Source organism: Cytophagales bacterium (genome assembly GCA_033344775.1).
GTDB lineage: Bacteria > Bacteroidota > Bacteroidia > Cytophagales > Cyclobacteriaceae > JAWPMT01.
Map to the genome: position 1 here is coordinate 985,137 of JAWPMT010000004.1, position 18,708 is coordinate 1,003,844.

The window sequence follows — 18,708 nt, forward strand, 5'->3', positions numbered from 1 at the left end:
ATTTGGTGTAGCGTCATGGAATCTACGGAAAATTTGGAGGATTTGCTTGTTTTGAGGAGGTAGAATTTTTCCAGGAATACTAAAACCTACTAATTCCTTGTCTCAAGCCATCGTTTGAGTTTGCTCAAATGATATGGGCAAAGCAAGTTTGTGGGGACACAAACTTGGGCATTAGTTCAATTTCAGCCAGAGCCTTGCATTAGATTCAAGTCTCAGACTTGGTTTTATTATTTGGATTAAGTCCCAGACTTAATCCAGTGTAGGGCAAGTTTGGAGGACACTAACTTGGGCCATTACTTTGGCTAATTGAGAGACAAATTTGGACCCTCACAGCGTCTGGAGCCTATTCTAAGAAGGACGATGGCGTTTTTTCAAAACATCAATGACCTTTTCCAGAGGAATTTCTTTGGCCTCCAGTAGGACAAGGTAGTGGAATAACAAATCAGCGGCTTCTCCTAAAAACAAGTCTTCATTATCATCCTTGGCTTCAATGACCAACTCCACCGCTTCCTCTCCTACCTTCTGGGCCACTTTATTGATCCCTTTCTGGAACAAACTCGCCGTATAAGATTTATCCGATGGGTTCTCCTTGCGATCTTTGATGATGGACTCCAGGTAGCTGATGAACTGGACATGATTTTCATTGTCTTCTTTGAAGCATGTATCCGCTCCTGTATGACAAGTAGGTCCAACCGGTTTCGCCTTGACCAACAGTGCATCATCGTCACAATCGAGCAAGATCTCTTCCAGCATCAGGAAATTGCCGGAAGTTTCTCCTTTCACCCATAAACGCTGTTTGCTACGGCTGAAAAAAGTCACTTTCCCCGTTTCCTGGGTCTGTTTCCAGGCGGCTTCATCCATGTAGCCAAGCATGAGAATTTTCAATGTTTCTGCATCTTGTACAATGGCCGGAATCAGGCCGTCACCTTTATCGAAATTCGGTTTCATTTCAGTCTAACGGGTATTTGATTGGTTTGCAAGTCCTTTTTCAGGTCTTTGATCTCTACTTCTTTATAATGGAAAATACTCGCCGCCAAAGCAGCATCGGCCTTTCCGTCTTTGAACACATCCAAAAAGTGTGGAGCTGTACCTCCGCCTCCGGAGGCAATGACTGGTATAGAAACGGCATTTGAAACACGGGCTGTAAGATCATTAGCAAATCCGCTTTTGGTCCCATCGTGATCCATGGAAGTCAACAAGATCTCTCCTGCGCCTCGCTCTGCCACATCCATTGCCCAGGGTACTGTTTCAATATCAGTGGGTTTCGTTCCACCATGGGTATGAACCAGATCTGTGCCATCGACATTTCTGGAATCAATCGCAACGACGATGCATTGGGACCCGAAATGCGCAGCCATGCCATCGATGATGCCTGGGTTCCTCACTGCTGCAGAGTTGATCGATACTTTGTCCGCCCCGGCTTCCAGCAAGGCTGAAACATCTTCGATGGAGCTAATACCTCCACCTACCGTAAATGGGATGTTGACCGTAGATGCGACATCAAAAACAAGCTTCAACAACGTTTTCCTCTTTTCAAGTGTTGCAGATATGTCCAGAAAAACCAGCTCATCGGCTCCTTCCTGCGCATATCTGGCCGCAAGTTCAACAGGGTCGCCGGCATCTTTCAAATCCACAAAGTTGACTCCTTTGACGGTTCGACCGTCTTTCACATCGAGGCAAGGTATGATTCGCTTGGTAAGCATATTAGTTCTGACTTTGAAAGGCCGACAATTGTTCTAAAGTTACTTTGCCTTCGTAAATGGCCTTGCCCACGATGGCGCCAAATAATCCAGCCTCGCGTAAGGCATGAAGGTCTTCCATCGAAGAAACGCCACCACTGGCGATCAATTTGACCGCCGGAAAATGATCCAATATTTTTTTATACAAACCGACAGCCGGGCCGGTCAGCATTCCATCTTTAGAAATATCTGTACAGATCACATATTCGAGCCCTTGCTCCAGGTAGAATTCCAGAAACTCGAATAGTCCTAATTCGGAAGTCTCCTGCCATCCTGAAACCATGATTTTCTCATTCAGTACATCCGCTCCTAGAATGATTTTCTCCCCACCGTAATTTTTGATCCAGTTCAGAAAAGTCTCTCGGTCCTTCGCGGCAATAGATCCTCCAGTAATTTGCGTAGCCCCCGAAGCAAAAGCCTGTTGCAAATCCGCATCAGTTTTCAATCCTCCTCCGAAATCTACCGTAAGAGAGGTCTCCCTGGTGATGGCCTCCAAAACGGCTTCGTTCACGATGTGCTTTGACTTAGCGCCATCCAAATCTACCAGGTGCAATCGGTTCAATCCCGCTGCTTCAAAGCTTTTGGCCACCTCAACCGGATTGTCATGATAGGTAGTTTGCTGCTCATAATCACCTTTCGTGAGTCGAACGCATTGTCCGTTAATAATATCGATGGCCGGAATGATGTGCATCTTAGAGGTTGATAAAGTTGGACAAGATCTTCAAGCCGCTTTCTGCGCTTTTCTCAGGGTGCGGCTGAATGGCATAGTAATTATCTTTTTGCACCGCCGCTGAAAAAGGTACACCATAGTCACAGGTAGCTACCGTATGTGGACATTCCTCTACGTAATAACTATGCACAAAATAAAGGAAGCTACCAGCTTCAATATCCTGCATCAATGCCCCTTGGGTTTTAGAAATATCATTCCATCCCATGTGTGGAACCTTATGATCGGTTGAAAATTTGCGCACCGTTGCGTCTATCAGTCCCAGTCCCGGCGTATCTCCTTCTTCCAGATGTTTGCACATCAATTGCATGCCCAGACAAATACCCAAAAACGGCTGATGTAGATCAACCAGTACTTGATCCAGCTTTCTCGCTCTCAGGTAATTCATCGCCGAGCTGGCTTCTCCCTGTCCGGGAAATATCACCTTATCCGCAGCACGCAATTCTTCCGGATCATCGGTCACTTTTGGTGTGATGCCGAGGCGATTGAGCGCGAAAGTCAGGGACTGGATATTGCCCGCATTGTACTTGACAATTGCAATGTTCATGCTTGTGCTTGAAATGAAGGTGCGAAGTTAATCGTAAGAACTCTTCGATAACCTCAGAGTTCTAAAAAAGGTCATCTATTTCGAACAAAGAGCTGCTAAAAAGAATTGACGTCAGACTGGGCCGTCATCTCCGAGACCATCGAAATCTTCATTGAAGCACACTTCGATGGGCTCAGTGTGGCACAAAATCAAGCGGGAACGGCTCCCGCTTTGCTGGCCGCCATTTCTTCTACAACCGCCTTAACCTCAGGAATAGACTCATACAATTGCTCGTAGGATTCGATGACGAAATATCGGTCCTGGAATACACTTTTGGTGTAGCCTGTATCCGCAATGTGTTGTACCGAAAAGTCATAATGAGGTGGCTCATCGGACAAGCAGAATTTTGTTTCTCCCGCAGAAGACAGTATCCCGGCACCATAAATACGCGTACCGACTGACTCACGGATCAAGCCAAATTCTACGGTGTACCAGTAAACTCTGGAAAGAATATCAATGGCAAAAGGATTGTCATGGTATTCCAGGCCGATATTGCTTAAAGCTTCCAGAAAATCCACAAAGGCCTGGTTGGTCAATAAAGGCACATGGGCGAAGACATCATGGAACATGTCTGGCTCTTCCAGATAATCCAGCTCCTTCATTTTTCGCAGCCACGTAGTAGCCGGAAAGCGTTTATTGGACATCAACTCAAAGAAGGTGTAATCGGGCACAATACCCGGAACCACCACCAATTCCCAGCCGGTGATCTCTTTCAACAATCGGTTGACTTCCTTGAAATCGGGAATACGATCTGCCACAAATCCGATTTTGTCCAGACCATCCAGATAAGCCTGGCTCGCCGCATTAGGAAGGTTTTGCTGCTGGCGTTCGAAAAGGACATTCCACACCTGGAAATCCTCCTCTCTGTAATTGGCATAAATCTGTTGCAATGACAAATAAATTAGAAGTTCAACAATGATTATCAGACAAAAGTAACTGTATCGAAGCACGAATAGTGCCCAAATTCCAAATATTATTTTGAATTGATTTTACCTAGATGCATAGAAACATCCCCCTTCCCTCGTTTCCACGAACGGCTTCAAGAGGGATTTTGCTCACAACACAAATGCTATCAAACTGTAAGCCAGCAAATTGGCAGAAGCATGGGCAATCCAGCCTGGAATAATGCTACCATCAGCAAGCTTTTCATTCAAATGGACTTTGACATACGCTCCAATGGTGGGAATGATAAAAATGATCACCAGAAATAAGACATTCTGAGTAATCGCAAGGAAAAGCAGTGTGTGAATGCCTCCAAAAATCACCGCCTGAATGATGTTGCCTGTTTTGTAATTAGTAACTGCAATTAGTCTTTTGGCCACAAAACCACGGAAAAAGATCTCTTCTGAAAGACTGGTCTTAAGACTGGCCACAACCAACAATGTGAATATAGATTCCGTTCCGAAACCCATCATTCTTAGTTTACCCGTTACGCTCCTGGGATCATGCAAAACTTCAATGAACCCTTTATCAACAAGTATGGCAATGAACATGGTAGAAGCTAACACAAGCATTAGCAATAGGGCATATAGATTGGCTTTTCGTGAAGATTTTTTGAGTCCTATGTAATCTAGAAAACCAGCGACCTTCTTTTCTCGGATCAGATAAACTATAAAGGGTATTGCTGCAAAGGCCAATACTTGTTTAATGGCGTTGAGTAGTGTTTCGATCATGATTATTCCATTTAGATATTCTATAAATAAGCTTTGACGCGATGGCCCATTTCCTTTCTCTACCCTTTCATTCCCTAAAGGGGAAGGGAAAATTGGGTATAGCCATATACTAAGCGATTGCTTTTCTTACTTTTCAATTTGAATGACATCTCCGGGTTCACAATTCAGGGCTTCACAAATGGCAAGCAGTGTCCCAAAACGAATGCCTTTGGCTTTGCCTGTCTTTAGCAGCGAGAGATTAGTCATGGAAATGCCCACTTTCTCCGACAGCTCAGAAAGTTTCATTTTGCGCTGTGCCATCACCACATCCAGCGTTACAACAATCTTCATACGAATGACTGGTTCTCTTCGCTCAACAATTGCCCCTGCTTGAATATCTCGGCTAGCACCTTGCAGCCCAACGCAAACATTAAAGGCACGAAAGGAACGTCGAGAGACCAAGAGAATAATGATGCTTCCTCTACATCCCCTTTATAATAAAAATTGAAGGCACTTAGCGCTGCAATCAATAATCCGTATTTAGCCATTTGACTAAACGCTTCGATATTTTCCCTATAGAAAGTCTTCCCATCGATCACCGTTTTAAGAAGAATTGCTGCTCGTCTCATGATCAGTAATGTCAACACGAAAAAAATACTGGCTCGAATCAGGATCCACCATTTCGTTGCCGTAGGGATCACACTCAGCTGATTCACGGAATCATTGCAATCTGCTTTGCACCAATTCAGGCTTACACCTGCGCCAGGTTGTCCCGCATCAGGAATGTTGAATTGCTCAGCAAAAGCAGCATCAGTTATTCCCATGATCATCACAATGGTGAATACCACGAATAATAGGCCACAAAACCCAAAGAAGAATTGCAGGATACGATAAGCAATTAGCAGGCTGTTATTTTGTTTCATATAAAATAATTTACTTTAAAAGTATAATATTTTATGTAAAACATAAAATTCCTTTTTTTTGGAAATCAAAACATCCCCCTAGCCCCCTTCGAAGGGGGACTTAATCTGCAATGGATTTTTATTACGCTATAAATTCTAATCTGGTCGTTTGTATTTAACAGTATTATTGCTTCAGCATGCGGATGTGCTGCCGGCCTTCGCCATTTTGCATCAGGATCATATAGGTACCCGCATCCAATCGATTGATCATTTCATTCAATTGAAGCTCTGCTTGAGGAACCGTTAAATTTTGTTGAGAGAATAATTTCTGACCGGAAGTGTTGACCAATGCCCAATCGAACACACCTTCAAGAGATTTTGTGAATTGAAAGCTCGAAACGACCGGATTAGGATAAATTCCTAATTGAGGAATGGCATCATGTTCAGCTGCTTGCACAAAGGCAATAGGACTGAATTCGAACTGACCGTCGAAATCAACTTGTCTCAGTCGGTAATAGCTGTTACCATGTACAGACCGATCGTAAAATTGATAGTGTTTTTGTTCATCGGTAGTTCCATTCCCTTCTACAAATCCAATGGATTCAAAGTCAATACCGTCCGTACTTTTCTCTACATAGAACCCTTCGTTATTCAATTCTGTGGCAGTAGACCAATCTAATTGAGCGGTACCTGGTGAAGCGAGGCTCGTTTTGAAGCTCAAGAGTTTGACAGGAAGTGTGGTTGCTCCGCACGAAGTATTACTACTTCCTTCTGTACATGTTGTGAAGGATTGAGTCGTCTCACCGGACGTTGAAAAAGTACCTCCGTAGCTTACCTGACCACTTCCTTCCAGGGTCCCATTATTACGAATGTTAATGTTACCACTAGATGTAACCGACCCATTTACGGTAAAAGTCCCTGTATTTCCACCGTTGTTTCCGCCTACTCTTATATTACCATTTCCCACATCTACCGAACCTGTTGTCGCTACTGTGATTGACCCTCCATTGGTCAAAACAAGATTATCGGTACCATTTCCATCCCCGACATTCAAATCACCATTCACAATCACAGTCGCTCCATCTACAATCAGGCGGCGATTGGTATTTACCGTTGCGCCCTCATTGATGGTGAAGGTACCCCCCAGGATATATAGCCAGCTTGAATTTTGATTGAGATTAAGGGTGACACAAGATTCAACCGTGATGTTACCATCGATATCCCAGAAGTCAGCAGAAGTAATTGTACAAGACACAGCAGAACTGCAATCATTATTCGTAGGAATATTGAGCGTTCCGCCGCTTTCTAATTGGGCTTCTGTGGGGCACTGGGCATTCACAATCATTGGCAGTAAGACCAAACAGATCAGACTTAAAATTCGGGCGGGTTGGTTGATATGAAGTTCCATAAGCTTCTTCGATTGCTCGTGATACAAGATCAAAATGATGAAGCAATACTATTTTGAGACCCGCTGAATAACGGTAATATTCGATAAAGTGAGTCGATCGGTAGGTTTTCGGAAATAAGGGTGCGATCACCTTTTTTCAAAGCATTTGTCGACGATTCCGGTCCATTCGTCGTTGCTTTTCGCTAAACGGGAAGGGATGCTCCGTGGAAGGGAATTTAGTTGGGATGAAAAATCCCCCGGTCTTTCAGGCACCGTCGCATCCGCGAACGGCTTTTAATAAAGGGGGACTTGCAACTGCTTTCGGAGTTTAAGGCTAATTTTCTTTCCGTCATCCTACGTTTGAACAAGCCTTAAATTGAGGATTTGTTTAACTCAGAAAAGGAGGAGAAAGAATAAGACTATTTCTCGTCATTTGTCTTAAAGACCGTCAGGAATCAGAGTCCCTTTCTCCACTACTTAAATCTTGAACAGTTCATGAGGCCAAGCCGAACAAACAGGTAACATCATGACCTCTTTCGAAAAGGACCTGAAAAGTCACCCTGCAGATTATGTGCTTGTAGTTGGGGATGTGACTTCATCAATGGCTTGTGGAATTGTAGCCAACAAGTGTCACGTTCCCCTCATTCACGTTGAAGCTGGTTTAAGGTCCAGTAGTCGGAAAATGCCTGAAGAAATTAACAGGATTGTAATCGACAGCATCACAGATATCTTCTTCACAACGACCAAGGATGCTTCCGAGATTCTATTGAAGGAAGGGAAAGAGACGGAACAAATACACCTTGCAGGCAATGTAATGATCAATTCTTTGCAACATGCTTTGCCTAAATTGCGAGAGCCTGTAGGTATCGATCTCAATCAAAAGTATTTTGTGTTAACGTTACATAGCCCCTACAATGTAGACGAAAAACAGAAATTAGAATCCCTACTAAATCAGATAAGTCAGGATATTGGGAAAAAGGCCATTGGCATTTTCCCAGTTCATCCAAGGACACTAAAAAGCCTAAACCTCCAAAAAATACCTAATAACATTGTTACTACTTCACCCATGGGCTATCTTGAGGTTATCTGTTTACTCAAGCAATCTACAGCGGTAATCACCGACTCGGGAGGGATCCAGGAGGAAACAACCGTTTTAGGAATTCCCTGTCTTACTTTGAGGGACAATACTGAACGACCAGAAACTGCTACCATAGGCACCAATGAATTGATCGGAACTTCCAATTTGGAAGGTTTAAGCACAGCGATTCAGACCATCATGAATGGCAACTGGAAGAAAGGTGGGATTCCCGATTTATGGGATGGAGCTTCTTCGGAGAGAATCGCCAAAATATTATTAGATATTGTGAATCGCTAAACTTATATGGACTCGATGATAAAGGAGCGTTCAATATGAATTTGGGGCCTTAGTCCTGTAGGTTGCAAGAGGTCTTCTGAGAAGAAAAATTAGCGAATTTGTAATCATCACATGCGAAGTATTCGATAAGAGTAAACTTCTTCATTTAGTACCACTCTTACGAAATAAACGCCCTTGTTTCGAGGCATTGGTATCATCTCAACATGCTCAACATGGCTATATTCCATACTCGAAATGTTTTTACCCGACAGATCCAATAGGTCTATCCTTACACTCCCGAACTTACGTGCTAACTGTACACTAAAGAAATCTTTAGCAGGGTTTGGATATACCCTTAAGTGATGTCCATCTTTCTGAGCTCCAAGTAACAGGTCCAATGTCACACATTCAGATAAAATTGAGCAATTGCCTATCATCAGTTCTACTGAAAACTCCCCACTATAAGGAGGCATAAATGACGGTTGGTTTCCACTACCAATTATTTCATTTTTAGAACAGTCAATCCATCGATACTCCCCTTCAATTCCCGGGGCATACAAAGTATTCTCTCTGATTTCCAGAGAAAGAGAATCTGGTTTGTCAACAATTTCCAAATTCAAAGTGACTGTACTATCACACCCTGCCTGAGAAATAAAGGTCTCGGTATAGGTACCGGACTCAAATAGTTCTTTATCATAGAAAAACATGGGTCCGCAAGTCGTTGTATCTACATTCAACTCAAGCAGTGGGTCAATCTCCAAATTTAAAGTGACCGTACTGTCGCATCCTGCCTGAGAGCGAAAGGTCTCGGTATATGTACCAGATTCAAATAGCTCTTTACCATTAAAAGTATACTGAGAACACACGGTTAAGTCAATTTCAATCGGACTTAAATTTGGGCTCTGCGCAATATGCCGCTCTTGAAAAATCTGCTCAAAGTCCTGAACAATCTCCTCATATTCCTTGTCTTCGACAAGATTCCTGGTCTCATTCGGATCAACCTGATAGTCATACAACTCCCTCCCCACCAACTCACCACAACGTTGCTTATTAATATAATCAATTTGAATCCAACGAGTATATCTGTATCGTTTACTGCGCAAGGAGTAACCCATTACGGGGAGCCCATTCATTTTTCTGGGATACTGGCTCAGAGCGGCGAACCTAATTGCAGTAGAACGATCGCTTAAAATGGGTTTCAAGGACTTTCCGGGAAGGCCTTCTATTCCCTGTATTCCGGTCATATCCACAAGCGTCGGAAACAAATCAACTAATTCGACAGGAGAGTCTGAGATATTCGGTGATTCATGTGCCGTCCGGGGATCGTAAATCGTAAGCGGCGTTCGTACTGCTTGTTCAAAAACTGAATGTTTAGCCCATTGTGCATGATCACCCAAATGCCACCCATGATCACTAACAAATACTACAATCGTATTTTTATCAAGCTCAAGTTTTTGCAAATGATCTAAGAGTTGTCCGATCTGCTCATCAATGTAGGATACACACGCATAATATCCATGAATCAATCTTTTTTGCCTGAGTTCACTGACCTTTTGACCCAAATTCGTATCAGAATATTGCTTTCTTAATTCACCAAAACTGTTAAATGCAAAACCCGGAATACTCTCATCTCGATCCTGGAAGGGGTTAATAGGAATTTCATCTCTGTCATAAAGGTCCCAATATTGTTTTGGAGCAACGAACGGAAGGTGAGGTTTCCCATAGCCAACGGCCATGAAAAATGGTGAATTACCTGCGGCAAGATCAGTCATTTTGTCTATTGCATACTTTGTCCTTGCCCCATCTAAATAGGCATCATCCGGTAATTCGATGCTTTCATCACTAGGTCTGGCTAATGGAAAAAGTTTCAATGCCCGATTGATTTCCGCGGCATCTGTAATTTCATTTTGTGTTACATACTCCTGAAAAGCCTCATATTGTTCTTTTACTTCAGGGTTATGATAACCATTAAAACCTGATCCTGTGTTTGAATTGAAATAAGCGGTGGGAACTTCTTCAAATCCATGAGACCAGGAAAGACTATCACCAGTTGCATCTACGGATCCTCTATGAAAAATCTTCCCTGTTCCTGCAGTAGCGTAACCACTATTCTTAAAGTGCTGGGGAATTGAAATTATACCGGGGTTTTGTTGCCTTACTGGTGTACTAAGGTTGTAGATTGAAATGTCATCAATGTATCTACCAGTCAACATACTTGCTCTTGATGGTGAACAGATAGCCATTTGACAAGAAGCATTTAGGAAAGTCGTACTCTTCGTAATAAGGCTATCAATATGAGGGGTTATGGCCAAGGAATCACCATATGCATTTAATGCGGGTTTTAAATCATCTACATAGATAAGGAGAACGTTATCCTGAGCCTTAATCGGGCATATGGAGAGGAGTAGCAGGAGGAACAAAGCAAATAGAATGACTACATTTCTACGATTCAGATCTCGGATGAATTCAGCAAAAATGTATTGGTCTCTCATCACTATTAGTATTGACGAACTTACCCAGCAAAGATATGCGTATAATGATGCAACAAGAGTCGAAACTTTTGCTGACGGTTAAGTTCGTTTTCTATCTTAGGATTAATGTTAACATTCATCCTCACAATCTTCTAAAGAAGTAAGAATCCTTCTTAAAAATGTCATATGAGTCAGGGCAAATCAATTCGCACCGACTCAATGTCGATTCATCCGGATTCTCAGTAAGTGTCGCTCTGGGTCTTCAAATGCAGACCTCCCATGCAGCATCGTTTTATTATTAATAAAAATGAGGTCGCGATCTTCCAGATAGAATTTTTGAGTCTTCTCAGAGTTCAAAATGATTTTCTTTAAAGCTTTGAATGCCTCGACTTGATCTGTGGTACACAACTCAGGGTTTAATAAGATTGCTTTTTCAAATGTATCGACCCTGAATCTAATTTCATTGTCTCTTAGGATAGGACCAAAATTGTATTCTCTTTCTTTCCGGTTATCTTTTTTGAACACATTTGGTACAATAAAAGGATAATTAGTATTTCGTAATATTTCCTCATACCGCCTATTCTTGGTATTACTTTGAAATTCTTCAAGGATATCGTCGAGACTTAACACATAAGATAACCCACCACCGCAATTAGCCTTTTTAATAGTCAATAGACCAAAGAAGTCCTCAGGATACTCGCTATATTGGCTATCGGTGTGCATCTCAGCCTCATGAGAATGCTCTGAGTATGTTTTTACAAAACTCCTCGATTTTTCATTCATCTTGATGTCCCATATGATGCTATCTGAAGTATCATGCGATATAGGTACTCCGACTAATTGGCAAAGGTCAAGATACACTTCCTTTAATTCATCAAGGTCTTCTATGTCTTTGGCGAATTGAGGAATCAAGATAAATCCCTTATTTTCTAACGTTTCGCGTATGCTTAGTGCCAGAGATGGTAAACTCAAGTCTTGGTCCTGTACTAAATTCATGGATGTTGATTATGTCTAAGAAATAAAATAGCTGGAAACGAACAGTAAAACAACTACATCTGTCGACAGATCTGATATTGAATTACTTGTTAGATTTTAAGAGTGTAGGAAATATGCTCGGGTCTCTATAATCAGGATTACCAGCGGCATCTTCTCTGCAAAGATAATCGTAACCTATTCGAATGAGATCCCCATTGGGTTTAAATACTTGCTGGTATTTATTTGTTGCATCCTGAAAATGTATTGCCAATGCGATTCTATCTCTACTACTGAGGTTTGATCGGCTGGCATGAATCGTATGACAGTTATGGAAACTTACCTGTCCTTTTTTCAGTAACATGGGGACTTCTTTCGCTTCGGGTCGATCGGATTGTAGGTACTCTTGGAATCCGGAAAGATCCATATTTGTGAAGTTGAAATATTTCTTGACTTGATCATCAGTCCTCCAACGATGACTCTCATCGATGTGAAATAGAGGCCCCATGTCCAATGTGCAATCCTGGAGAGGAATCCAAGCTGTTAACATATTATTGGACGTGCAGGTGGGCCAGTATGCTTTATCGGAATGCCAACCTACCGTGTTGATTGAACGGTCAGAAGATGGTTTCTTAGTGAGCAGGGAATCAGCAAAAAGTCTGATTTCATCGGTTTCAGCAAGAATGGCAGCTGTTGCCACGACTAAGGGATGAAATCCCGCATTTGCAAGAGATTCCTTTTGCAATGTGACAAACTCATCGTTGAATAATGTTCCTTCCTGATTATCAACACTGGAAGCAATTCTTTGGTGTAAGACCTCTTTATCGATTTCTCCTCTATAGAATTCCTGAGTACCGTCCAGTGCTTCCTTAATTACCATATCATCAAGCATCACAGGTGACGTATACCAGCCGTGTTTTTTGTAAAAGAGAATATCCTCATCTTTCGGAAGCAAATGGGAATATTCTTTCTTAATGCTTTCAAGTATTAACATATTCTCAAAAACTATATGAATTTTAAATATTGAAAATCAGGTTCAACTGTCTCCCTTAACGTGACTGAAAATGCTTTCCGATGATCCACTTTATTAGTAATCGGATATGAAGAGGTGCGAAACTCACCTAATCCAAAATATTGATCATCAAGAAATAATAGTGTTCCCGTCAAGTAGTCATGGTATTTTTGGCTTCCAATTGTGCCCGAAACCCGGGTAGTTGGAACCCATTTTTGCAATACCATCTGTTCCTTTGCATTTGAGGCAAACAGCTGGTGCCATTCTTCCTCTGATGTCAATGCCCCGGCATAAACCCCCTGACTCTTTCCAAGAGAGGAACTCTTCATAATCCAACAACTTCGGTTATCCCTCGCCTCACGCCATATGTCACTGCCAACAGCATAATTATACGATGGCAATAGAAATGACTTAAAAAATTCGTCTTCTTGTGAAGACAACACATCCTTTCTAAAGGAGTCGTTATAAAGAACTGAGAAAAAACGTTTATCGTGAATTAGAAAAACTGTTCGCAAATCGTTCCAGAAATTATGCTGGATCATCCTTGAGAGCACTGACTTTTCCATCGCCAGGATTTCATCGAATCCCAATTCCGATAAAATAATACTTGTCTCTAAATTAGCATTCAATGTTGAGGCTTCCTGATAAGGAACACGAATCAATTCAACACCTATCTTTGAGAGATATGGTGCAATCAATTTGGACTCGTTTTTTTGATCCTCGCCTTGCAAGACGATTAGCTTGTTATATTTTGAAATAGAGGGGAATAGGTAGCCAAAGAGTTCATCATAAGGATGTTCGGTAGCTACATTCGAACGTTGAACCTTCAAATAATCCTTTGACATTTGTTCAAAAATCGCTTGCTGAAAGTATCCGTTAAAAGCAAAACGACAGGTAATTTCCAGCAACTTCATCTGATCTGATTCGTCATAGATGAAATCCGTACGAAAAGTACCGCATTTGTAAGGTTTCCCTTTATATAGGTCCAAAACCTCTGTCACAGTTTTATCCAGAGGCATCAAGTGACTGTATTTGTCATACTCAGACACAAAATGCATGATCAACCGACTAAGAAGTTTCTGTAACTTTTCGATCTGATGATGATGTTCATGACTGATGACCACCGGTTGATCGAAAGTCCACTGTTTGAAATACAATTTCCTCTCCGCAATTAAAGCATCTATTAGTTCCTGCATACCTAAGTGATTAGCTCGAACTCCGAAAGCATTGACTTCACCTTCTCTCTCCCATTATGGAATAAGACATCTAGAATTGATAAATTAGGGTGGAAAACATCCAGGTGCTGATCATAATTCAGATCATTGACTTTTAAAAATGACAGATCGACTCCAAATTTTTGAAAATCTTCTGGCTTGTATAGACCTTGCCCACCAATAGGATTGATGTAATGAGAAGCCTCTTCATATGCGCAAATTCCAGCGATACGTGCGGTCATAGGTGGCAAACCGCTTTCTATATCACTTTTTAATTTTTCCTCAATTTCCTCATATGGCTTGTTGTTCTCCTCGATAACTGTCTTGATATCCAAAAAAGAACAAATTGACTTAATGGCATGATTATTTAGTTCCGCCACATATTCTGAGGAATTCTCCAATATAGATTCATATACATGGAAAATTTCATCGAAAAATGGAGACCTCTTATAGTTATGGAATATGAATTTTCTTGCTCCTGTCCTCCAGTCTGAAAATTCATTAATCTGAACATTAGAAATGATCGTTCCACTACGAAATTTTCTAATAGGATAGCCTATGTATGAGACATTTTGATTCGAATAATTGATAACTCTATTTCTGTTGATCCAACTGGATTTACGATAATCAACTATACTGTAAGAAACAAATTTATCGACGGAGCTTATAAGCTGAAAGTACCCTATGTATGGCAAAAAATAGGGCTGCATGATCGCTATTTTCATCTACGTCACGAAGAGTTACAGGTTATTATATTGTCTAAGCTTAACTTCCCAACTGATGTTCGAAGTTATTTATATTCTTCGGTAGCCCAATTAAGCAATAGTTTCCAAACCGAAGGAAAGCATATTTAATTTATTGAGTAATTTCCCGAAGAATCAAATTACGAATCTAAATCAAATGATGTACTTCAGCGATAATATCACTTAAAAATTAAAGATCTTCGCACCACATATATGAGATTGTATTCAGTAGATAGAACTTTGGGAATATTTTCTATTAATCAATGTTGATATTTTTTTACCTTCTGGCATTTCCCGAACTTAATGTACCAGGGGAATCAAGTATTTTTACACCAACCAAAACATCTCTGGACAAGGATTCAAGTGACTTAATATTTATTAAGCATTCAACTCAATTAAACTAATAGTTCATGACTGTAAATAATGGATTTGGAAGATATTTTGAAGATTTTGAAAAAGGATCGATTATCAATCACCAAACTTCAAAAACAATCTTCGAGAGCGACAATAATTTCTTTTCCTTATTAACGATGAATCATCATCCAGTTCACTTAAATAGTCACTATGCTGAACAAAATGAACATGGAAAAATTCTAGTAGTCGGCACTCTGGTTTTTTCATTAGCTGTGGGACTTACAGTTCCAGATATAAGTGGAAAAGCCATTGCCAATTTGGGCTATGAGTCGATCAAGCACCTCCATCCGACTTTTATCAATGATACGATATATGCTAAAACTGAGGTGCTTGATTTAATACCATCAAAATCCAAAAATGATCGAGGAATTGTATACGTGGAGACCGTAGTTACCAATCAAAAGGAAGTAGTAGTGATGAGCTTCAGAAGAAAAGTATTAGTTAAAAGAAAAGCATGAAAAATCCATATTTAATGCGTAGTTTGATGTTCGTTCCTGGACATAACGAGCGGTTATTAAATAGCGCCAGTAGATCCGATGCAGATGTTCTTTTGCTGGATTTAGAGGATTCCGTCCAACCCGAGGAATCAAAACAAGTGGCACGGGACCTAATAAAGCAGTATCTGAATGATGGTCGATTTGAAGGTCGATCAATTTTCCCCAGGGTCAATGATAGAGAAAGTGGTCAATTACTTAAAGATGTTTATCAATTGACCATTCCGGGTATTGCTGGATTCATGTATCCGAAATCCCGAACAGCTCAGGATATATATTTCTTCGACAAACTATTGGAAACGATTGAATTTGAAAAGGGAATTGAAAAAGGCCATTTCAAGATCATAGCTTTGATTGAAACTTCCGCTGCTGTCGTCAATATTAATGAAATTTGTGCTTGTTCGGATAGAGTTGTGGCCGTTGCTTATGGGTGTGAAGATTTCGTTGCAGATTTAGAAGGGATTCATGATGCAGAGGGAATGAGTCTGTTTGTTCCTCGAGCTTTAATTGCGATGGCTGCCCGGGCTAATAATGTGATCCCCGTTGATACGGTCCATATCAAAGTACATGATCTTGGTGATCTGGAAAGAAACTTGAAGATCGCCAGAAACTTAGGCTTTGAAGGAATGCTCGTGCTAAACCCTAAAGAACTTCCTATTGTTCATCAATATTTCTCACCTACCCCTGAAGAGGTAAATGATGCTCTTGACACCATACAATTGTACAATGAAAGCAAAAAAAATAATGTTGGTGTGGCTATAAAGAACAATAAGTTTATAGGGCCGCCTATGGTGACACTTGCGGAGGGCGTTTTGGAAAGAAACCGTAAGATTGAATCAAAAAATTCTAAAAGATGAAGAATCTTGTAATACTTGGAGGAAGTGGAATCGGCATGATTGCCGCATCGGTCGCACATGATCTTGGCAATTACAAAGTAAAAGGATTCTTAAATGATGTAGTTGAAGTGGGCTCCTCGATCGGGAAGTACAATAAAATTCCGGTTATAGGGAGAACAGATGATTTAGAATCATTATTAAAAGAAGATAATACTGAAATCTTCATTGCCTATGTAGGCTTATCGAAAGAGAAGGAGACTTTTGAAAAAATTGAATCACTAAAAATCCCGGCAGACAGATACGCAAACCTAATTCATCCCACGGCCATTATCCCTCGGGGGTTTTGTCATATTGGTAATGGTGTCATGATGTCCCCGTTAAGTCAACTTTCGCCGGACACAACATTAGAAGACAACTGTATTTTATTACCTAATTCATTTGTTGGGCACGACAGTACACTTGAGCGCTTTGCACACGTCGCAACAAATGGAGTGATCGGAGCAAATGTTCGAGTAGGAAAGGCCGTTCATATCGGGAGTAATGCGACCATCCGCGAAAAGGTCAATATCGGTGATTATTCTCTAATTGGTGCTGGCGCTGTAGTTCTACAGGACGTAGACTCCAATTCAGTTGTAGTGGGAAATCCTGCAAGAGTTATCCAGGAAAGGAAATAATGTCTTTGGGTTAGTTTTTCTTGTTGATTTTATGTACCACACAAGGATTCCCATAGGCTATTGAATTGTCCGGAATATCTTTAACAACCACACTTCCAACACCTATGATACAGTTATTCCCAACGGATATACGATCTTTGATCACCGTTCCTGTCCCGATCATGGTCTGTTTTCCTATAATGACTTCACCACTGATGGCTACACCAGGGTTTATCGTCGAATAATCCCCAATTTCACAATGGTGTCCAATAGTGCTATTCCTTTTTATGTTTACGAATGCTCCGATAGAGGAACAAGATGAAATACTGCACAATGGTTCCATTTGCAATCCATGGCTCAACTTAACTGACCGGGAGACATATGATGTAGGGTGGATCATATTCAAAAATTGTTCCTCTGGCATTTGAATATGATTTTTAAAAAACTCGTAGACTTGTTTTTTAGAGTTCGTACCGACCACAGATAAGGCAAAGTGGTCTTTAGGTGACAGTTTTATTGAGTCCTTGCTGAATTCCATGTACTTCACATTCCATTCCTCCAGCATTACATAAGTCCCAGTGAGATCAACAGGAATGTTTTGAATGACCTTAAATTCAGTGTAATGTCTTGCTTCATTGGCGAGTTCAATAAGTATATTGAGCAAAGAGGGGACACAACCCAATATATTTAAGGGATCTTTAACCATTTTTTCTATTATACAAACCTAATTCCCGACTCGGCATCAGTTTTTTTTCATGGATATTCATCAGCGTGTGTATCCTTTGAAGTAAACTTAAATTCGTCGCTTTAAGTGTCTTGCCCTTATCAAACCAAATGTTATCTTCTAGCCCAACCCTTACACCTAATCCCGCCGCCACGGCGTATGCATTGACTTGTAATTGGTAGCTCCCTAATCCGGCAAGGGCGATAAAATGTCCATCAGGGACTTCAGCTAAAGCGGTCCCAATCTGACTAAAACTAGCCTGAAGGCCAGCAATATTCCCAAATAATAAGTTCCAATAACAAGGACCGGTAAGTTCTTTTTTCCCGATTAAATATTTGCCGAAATTGATCATTCCCATATCGAAGCATTCTAACTCAGGATGAACGCCGTACCGGATCATCATATCCAATAATTGTTCGATGATCGTTGGTGAGTTTACTGAAGCAGTTTTGATAAAGTTCAATGAAGATAATGTCAAAGAACACATATCAGGTTGCAATTCAATTACTTCAGACCTATGTTCAAATGACGGATAATTTCTTCCTGAAGTGCTGCAACAAATAATTAGGCCAGGACAATGAGCGCGGACACCTTCAATAATTTTGTGATAGATCGATTTCTTATAGGTCGGAACCTCATTTGAATCCCTGGCATGTAAATGAACTATGGTAATACCTAACTCATATGCCTCATGGGTCTGTTCAATGATCTCGTCAGGTGATGTTGGCACACACTCCGTCTGAGATTTAGTGGGAATCATACCCGTTGGACAAAAGTTGATAATTGTTTTCATACAAGAGCGATGGAAGCTATCAGTAAATGATGAAG

At 41.0% G+C, this 18,708-nt stretch carries 19 protein-coding genes and 1 pseudogene; 4 read left to right on the top strand and 16 right to left on the bottom strand.

What is annotated here, in order from left to right:
• Positions 1–348: 348 nt before the first annotated feature.
• The 9 genes from hisIE to R8G66_12920 form a co-directional block, all read right to left on the bottom strand.
• A complete protein-coding gene (hisIE, locus tag R8G66_12880; protein ID MDW3193259.1) occupies positions 349–948 on the bottom strand; it encodes a bifunctional phosphoribosyl-AMP cyclohydrolase/phosphoribosyl-ATP diphosphatase HisIE in 600 nt (199 codons plus the stop codon).
• Positions 945–1,703, bottom strand: a complete 759-nt coding sequence (gene hisF, locus R8G66_12885; GenBank protein ID MDW3193260.1) for an imidazole glycerol phosphate synthase subunit HisF — start codon at positions 1,701–1,703, stop codon at positions 945–947. The genes hisIE and hisF overlap by 4 nt, the downstream gene beginning before the upstream one ends.
• 1 nt (position 1,704) lies before the next feature.
• The gene (gene hisA, locus R8G66_12890) at positions 1,705–2,430 is read right to left on the bottom strand and encodes a 1-(5-phosphoribosyl)-5-[(5-phosphoribosylamino)methylideneamino]imidazole-4-carboxamide isomerase (protein ID MDW3193261.1); all 726 of its coding nucleotides are present in this window, start codon (positions 2,428–2,430) and stop codon (positions 1,705–1,707) included.
• A gap of 1 nt (position 2,431) precedes the next feature.
• The gene (gene hisH / locus R8G66_12895; GenBank protein MDW3193262.1) at positions 2,432–3,013 is read right to left on the bottom strand and encodes an imidazole glycerol phosphate synthase subunit HisH; all 582 of its coding nucleotides are present in this window, start codon (positions 3,011–3,013) and stop codon (positions 2,432–2,434) included.
• 188 nt (positions 3,014–3,201) lie between these two features.
• Positions 3,202–3,948 (bottom strand): phenylalanine 4-monooxygenase, encoded by a 747-nt coding sequence (phhA, locus tag R8G66_12900; GenBank protein MDW3193263.1) that lies wholly within the window; start codon positions 3,946–3,948, stop codon positions 3,202–3,204.
• Between the two features lie 159 nt (positions 3,949–4,107).
• Positions 4,108–4,725, bottom strand: coding sequence for a CPBP family intramembrane glutamic endopeptidase (locus R8G66_12905; GenBank protein MDW3193264.1), 618 nt, complete (start codon positions 4,723–4,725; stop codon positions 4,108–4,110).
• Positions 4,726–4,851: 126 nt separating this feature from the next.
• A complete protein-coding gene (locus tag R8G66_12910) occupies positions 4,852–5,055 on the bottom strand; it encodes a helix-turn-helix transcriptional regulator (protein ID MDW3193265.1) in 204 nt (67 codons plus the stop codon).
• The gene (locus R8G66_12915; GenBank protein MDW3193266.1) at positions 5,052–5,627 is read right to left on the bottom strand and encodes a DUF2975 domain-containing protein; all 576 of its coding nucleotides are present in this window, start codon (positions 5,625–5,627) and stop codon (positions 5,052–5,054) included. Before R8G66_12915 ends, R8G66_12910 begins: the two co-directional genes overlap by 4 nt.
• Before the next feature lie 163 nt (positions 5,628–5,790).
• Entirely contained in the window at positions 5,791–7,014 is a 1,224-nt protein-coding gene (locus R8G66_12920; protein ID MDW3193267.1) for a T9SS type A sorting domain-containing protein, read from the bottom strand.
• Between the two features lie 493 nt (positions 7,015–7,507).
• Between R8G66_12920 and wecB the strand changes: the two are divergent.
• Positions 7,508–8,368, top strand: a pseudogene (wecB, locus tag R8G66_12925) (UDP-N-acetylglucosamine 2-epimerase (non-hydrolyzing)).
• Positions 8,369–8,475: 107 nt separating this feature from the next.
• Here the strand turns inward: wecB and R8G66_12930 are convergent.
• From R8G66_12930 to R8G66_12950, 5 genes are all read right to left on the bottom strand, one after another.
• The gene (locus R8G66_12930) at positions 8,476–10,839 is read right to left on the bottom strand and encodes a sulfatase-like hydrolase/transferase (GenBank protein MDW3193268.1); all 2,364 of its coding nucleotides are present in this window, start codon (positions 10,837–10,839) and stop codon (positions 8,476–8,478) included.
• A gap of 195 nt (positions 10,840–11,034) precedes the next feature.
• A complete protein-coding gene (locus R8G66_12935) occupies positions 11,035–11,814 on the bottom strand; it encodes a TauD/TfdA family dioxygenase (GenBank protein ID MDW3193269.1) in 780 nt (259 codons plus the stop codon).
• An 82-nt stretch (positions 11,815–11,896) separates the two neighbouring features.
• Complete coding sequence (locus R8G66_12940) at positions 11,897–12,784, bottom strand: phytanoyl-CoA dioxygenase family protein (GenBank protein ID MDW3193270.1); 888 nt, start codon at positions 12,782–12,784, stop codon at positions 11,897–11,899.
• 11 nt (positions 12,785–12,795) lie between these two features.
• On the bottom strand, positions 12,796–13,716 hold the full coding sequence (locus R8G66_12945) for a hypothetical protein (protein ID MDW3193271.1): 921 nt from the start codon (positions 13,714–13,716) through the stop codon (positions 12,796–12,798).
• Positions 13,717–14,000: 284 nt separating this feature from the next.
• Entirely contained in the window at positions 14,001–14,726 is a 726-nt protein-coding gene (locus R8G66_12950) for a WbqC family protein (GenBank protein ID MDW3193272.1), read from the bottom strand.
• Positions 14,727–15,169: 443 nt separating this feature from the next.
• Between R8G66_12950 and R8G66_12955 the strand changes: the two genes are divergently transcribed.
• Genes R8G66_12955 through R8G66_12965 form a run of 3 tightly spaced genes read left to right on the top strand, consistent with a single transcriptional unit; the run spans position 15,170 to position 17,177 of the window.
• A complete protein-coding gene (locus R8G66_12955; GenBank protein ID MDW3193273.1) occupies positions 15,170–15,631 on the top strand; it encodes a MaoC family dehydratase in 462 nt (153 codons plus the stop codon).
• Positions 15,628–16,524: a CoA ester lyase gene (locus tag R8G66_12960; GenBank protein MDW3193274.1), complete on the top strand. Its 897-nt coding sequence runs from the start codon at positions 15,628–15,630 to the stop codon at positions 16,522–16,524. The genes R8G66_12955 and R8G66_12960 overlap by 4 nt, the downstream gene beginning before the upstream one ends.
• The gene (locus R8G66_12965) at positions 16,521–17,177 is read left to right on the top strand and encodes a NeuD/PglB/VioB family sugar acetyltransferase (protein MDW3193275.1); all 657 of its coding nucleotides are present in this window, start codon (positions 16,521–16,523) and stop codon (positions 17,175–17,177) included. The genes R8G66_12960 and R8G66_12965 overlap by 4 nt, the downstream gene beginning before the upstream one ends.
• 10 nt (positions 17,178–17,187) lie before the next feature.
• Here R8G66_12965 and R8G66_12970 read toward each other — a convergent pair whose 3' ends face one another.
• Positions 17,188–17,862: a hypothetical protein gene (locus tag R8G66_12970; GenBank protein MDW3193276.1), complete on the bottom strand. Its 675-nt coding sequence runs from the start codon at positions 17,860–17,862 to the stop codon at positions 17,188–17,190.
• Positions 17,855–18,673: a 3-keto-5-aminohexanoate cleavage protein gene (locus R8G66_12975; GenBank protein ID MDW3193277.1), complete on the bottom strand. Its 819-nt coding sequence runs from the start codon at positions 18,671–18,673 to the stop codon at positions 17,855–17,857. Before R8G66_12975 ends, R8G66_12970 begins: the two co-directional genes overlap by 8 nt.
• Between the last annotated feature and the right edge of the window lie 35 nt (positions 18,674–18,708).

Coding starts and splice junctions, on each gene's coding strand:
- hisIE (MDW3193259.1), bottom strand. CDS start 948: ATGAAACCGAATTTCGATAAAGGTGACGGCCTGATTCCGGCCATTGTA.
- R8G66_12935 (MDW3193269.1), bottom strand. CDS start 11,814: ATGAATTTAGTACAGGACCAAGACTTGAGTTTACCATCTCTGGCACTA.
- R8G66_12915 (MDW3193266.1), bottom strand. CDS start 5,627: ATGAAACAAAATAACAGCCTGCTAATTGCTTATCGTATCCTGCAATTC.
- R8G66_12965 (MDW3193275.1), top strand. CDS start 16,521: ATGAAGAATCTTGTAATACTTGGAGGAAGTGGAATCGGCATGATTGCC.
- R8G66_12950 (MDW3193272.1), bottom strand. CDS start 14,726: ATGCAGCCCTATTTTTTGCCATACATAGGGTACTTTCAGCTTATAAGC.
- R8G66_12920 (MDW3193267.1), bottom strand. CDS start 7,014: ATGGAACTTCATATCAACCAACCCGCCCGAATTTTAAGTCTGATCTGT.
- R8G66_12905 (MDW3193264.1), bottom strand. CDS start 4,725: ATGATCGAAACACTACTCAACGCCATTAAACAAGTATTGGCCTTTGCA.
- R8G66_12910 (MDW3193265.1), bottom strand. CDS start 5,055: ATGAAGATTGTTGTAACGCTGGATGTGGTGATGGCACAGCGCAAAATG.
- R8G66_12975 (MDW3193277.1), bottom strand. CDS start 18,673: ATGAAAACAATTATCAACTTTTGTCCAACGGGTATGATTCCCACTAAA.
- R8G66_12930 (MDW3193268.1), bottom strand. CDS start 10,839: ATGAGAGACCAATACATTTTTGCTGAATTCATCCGAGATCTGAATCGT.
- hisF (MDW3193260.1), bottom strand. CDS start 1,703: ATGCTTACCAAGCGAATCATACCTTGCCTCGATGTGAAAGACGGTCGA.
- R8G66_12945 (MDW3193271.1), bottom strand. CDS start 13,716: ATGAAGTTGCTGGAAATTACCTGTCGTTTTGCTTTTAACGGATACTTT.
- hisA (MDW3193261.1), bottom strand. CDS start 2,430: ATGCACATCATTCCGGCCATCGATATTATTAACGGACAATGCGTTCGA.
- R8G66_12970 (MDW3193276.1), bottom strand. CDS start 17,862: ATGGTTAAAGATCCCTTAAATATATTGGGTTGTGTCCCCTCTTTGCTC.
- R8G66_12940 (MDW3193270.1), bottom strand. CDS start 12,784: ATGTTAATACTTGAAAGCATTAAGAAAGAATATTCCCATTTGCTTCCG.
- R8G66_12955 (MDW3193273.1), top strand. CDS start 15,170: ATGACTGTAAATAATGGATTTGGAAGATATTTTGAAGATTTTGAAAAA.
- R8G66_12960 (MDW3193274.1), top strand. CDS start 15,628: ATGAAAAATCCATATTTAATGCGTAGTTTGATGTTCGTTCCTGGACAT.
- hisH (MDW3193262.1), bottom strand. CDS start 3,013: ATGAACATTGCAATTGTCAAGTACAATGCGGGCAATATCCAGTCCCTG.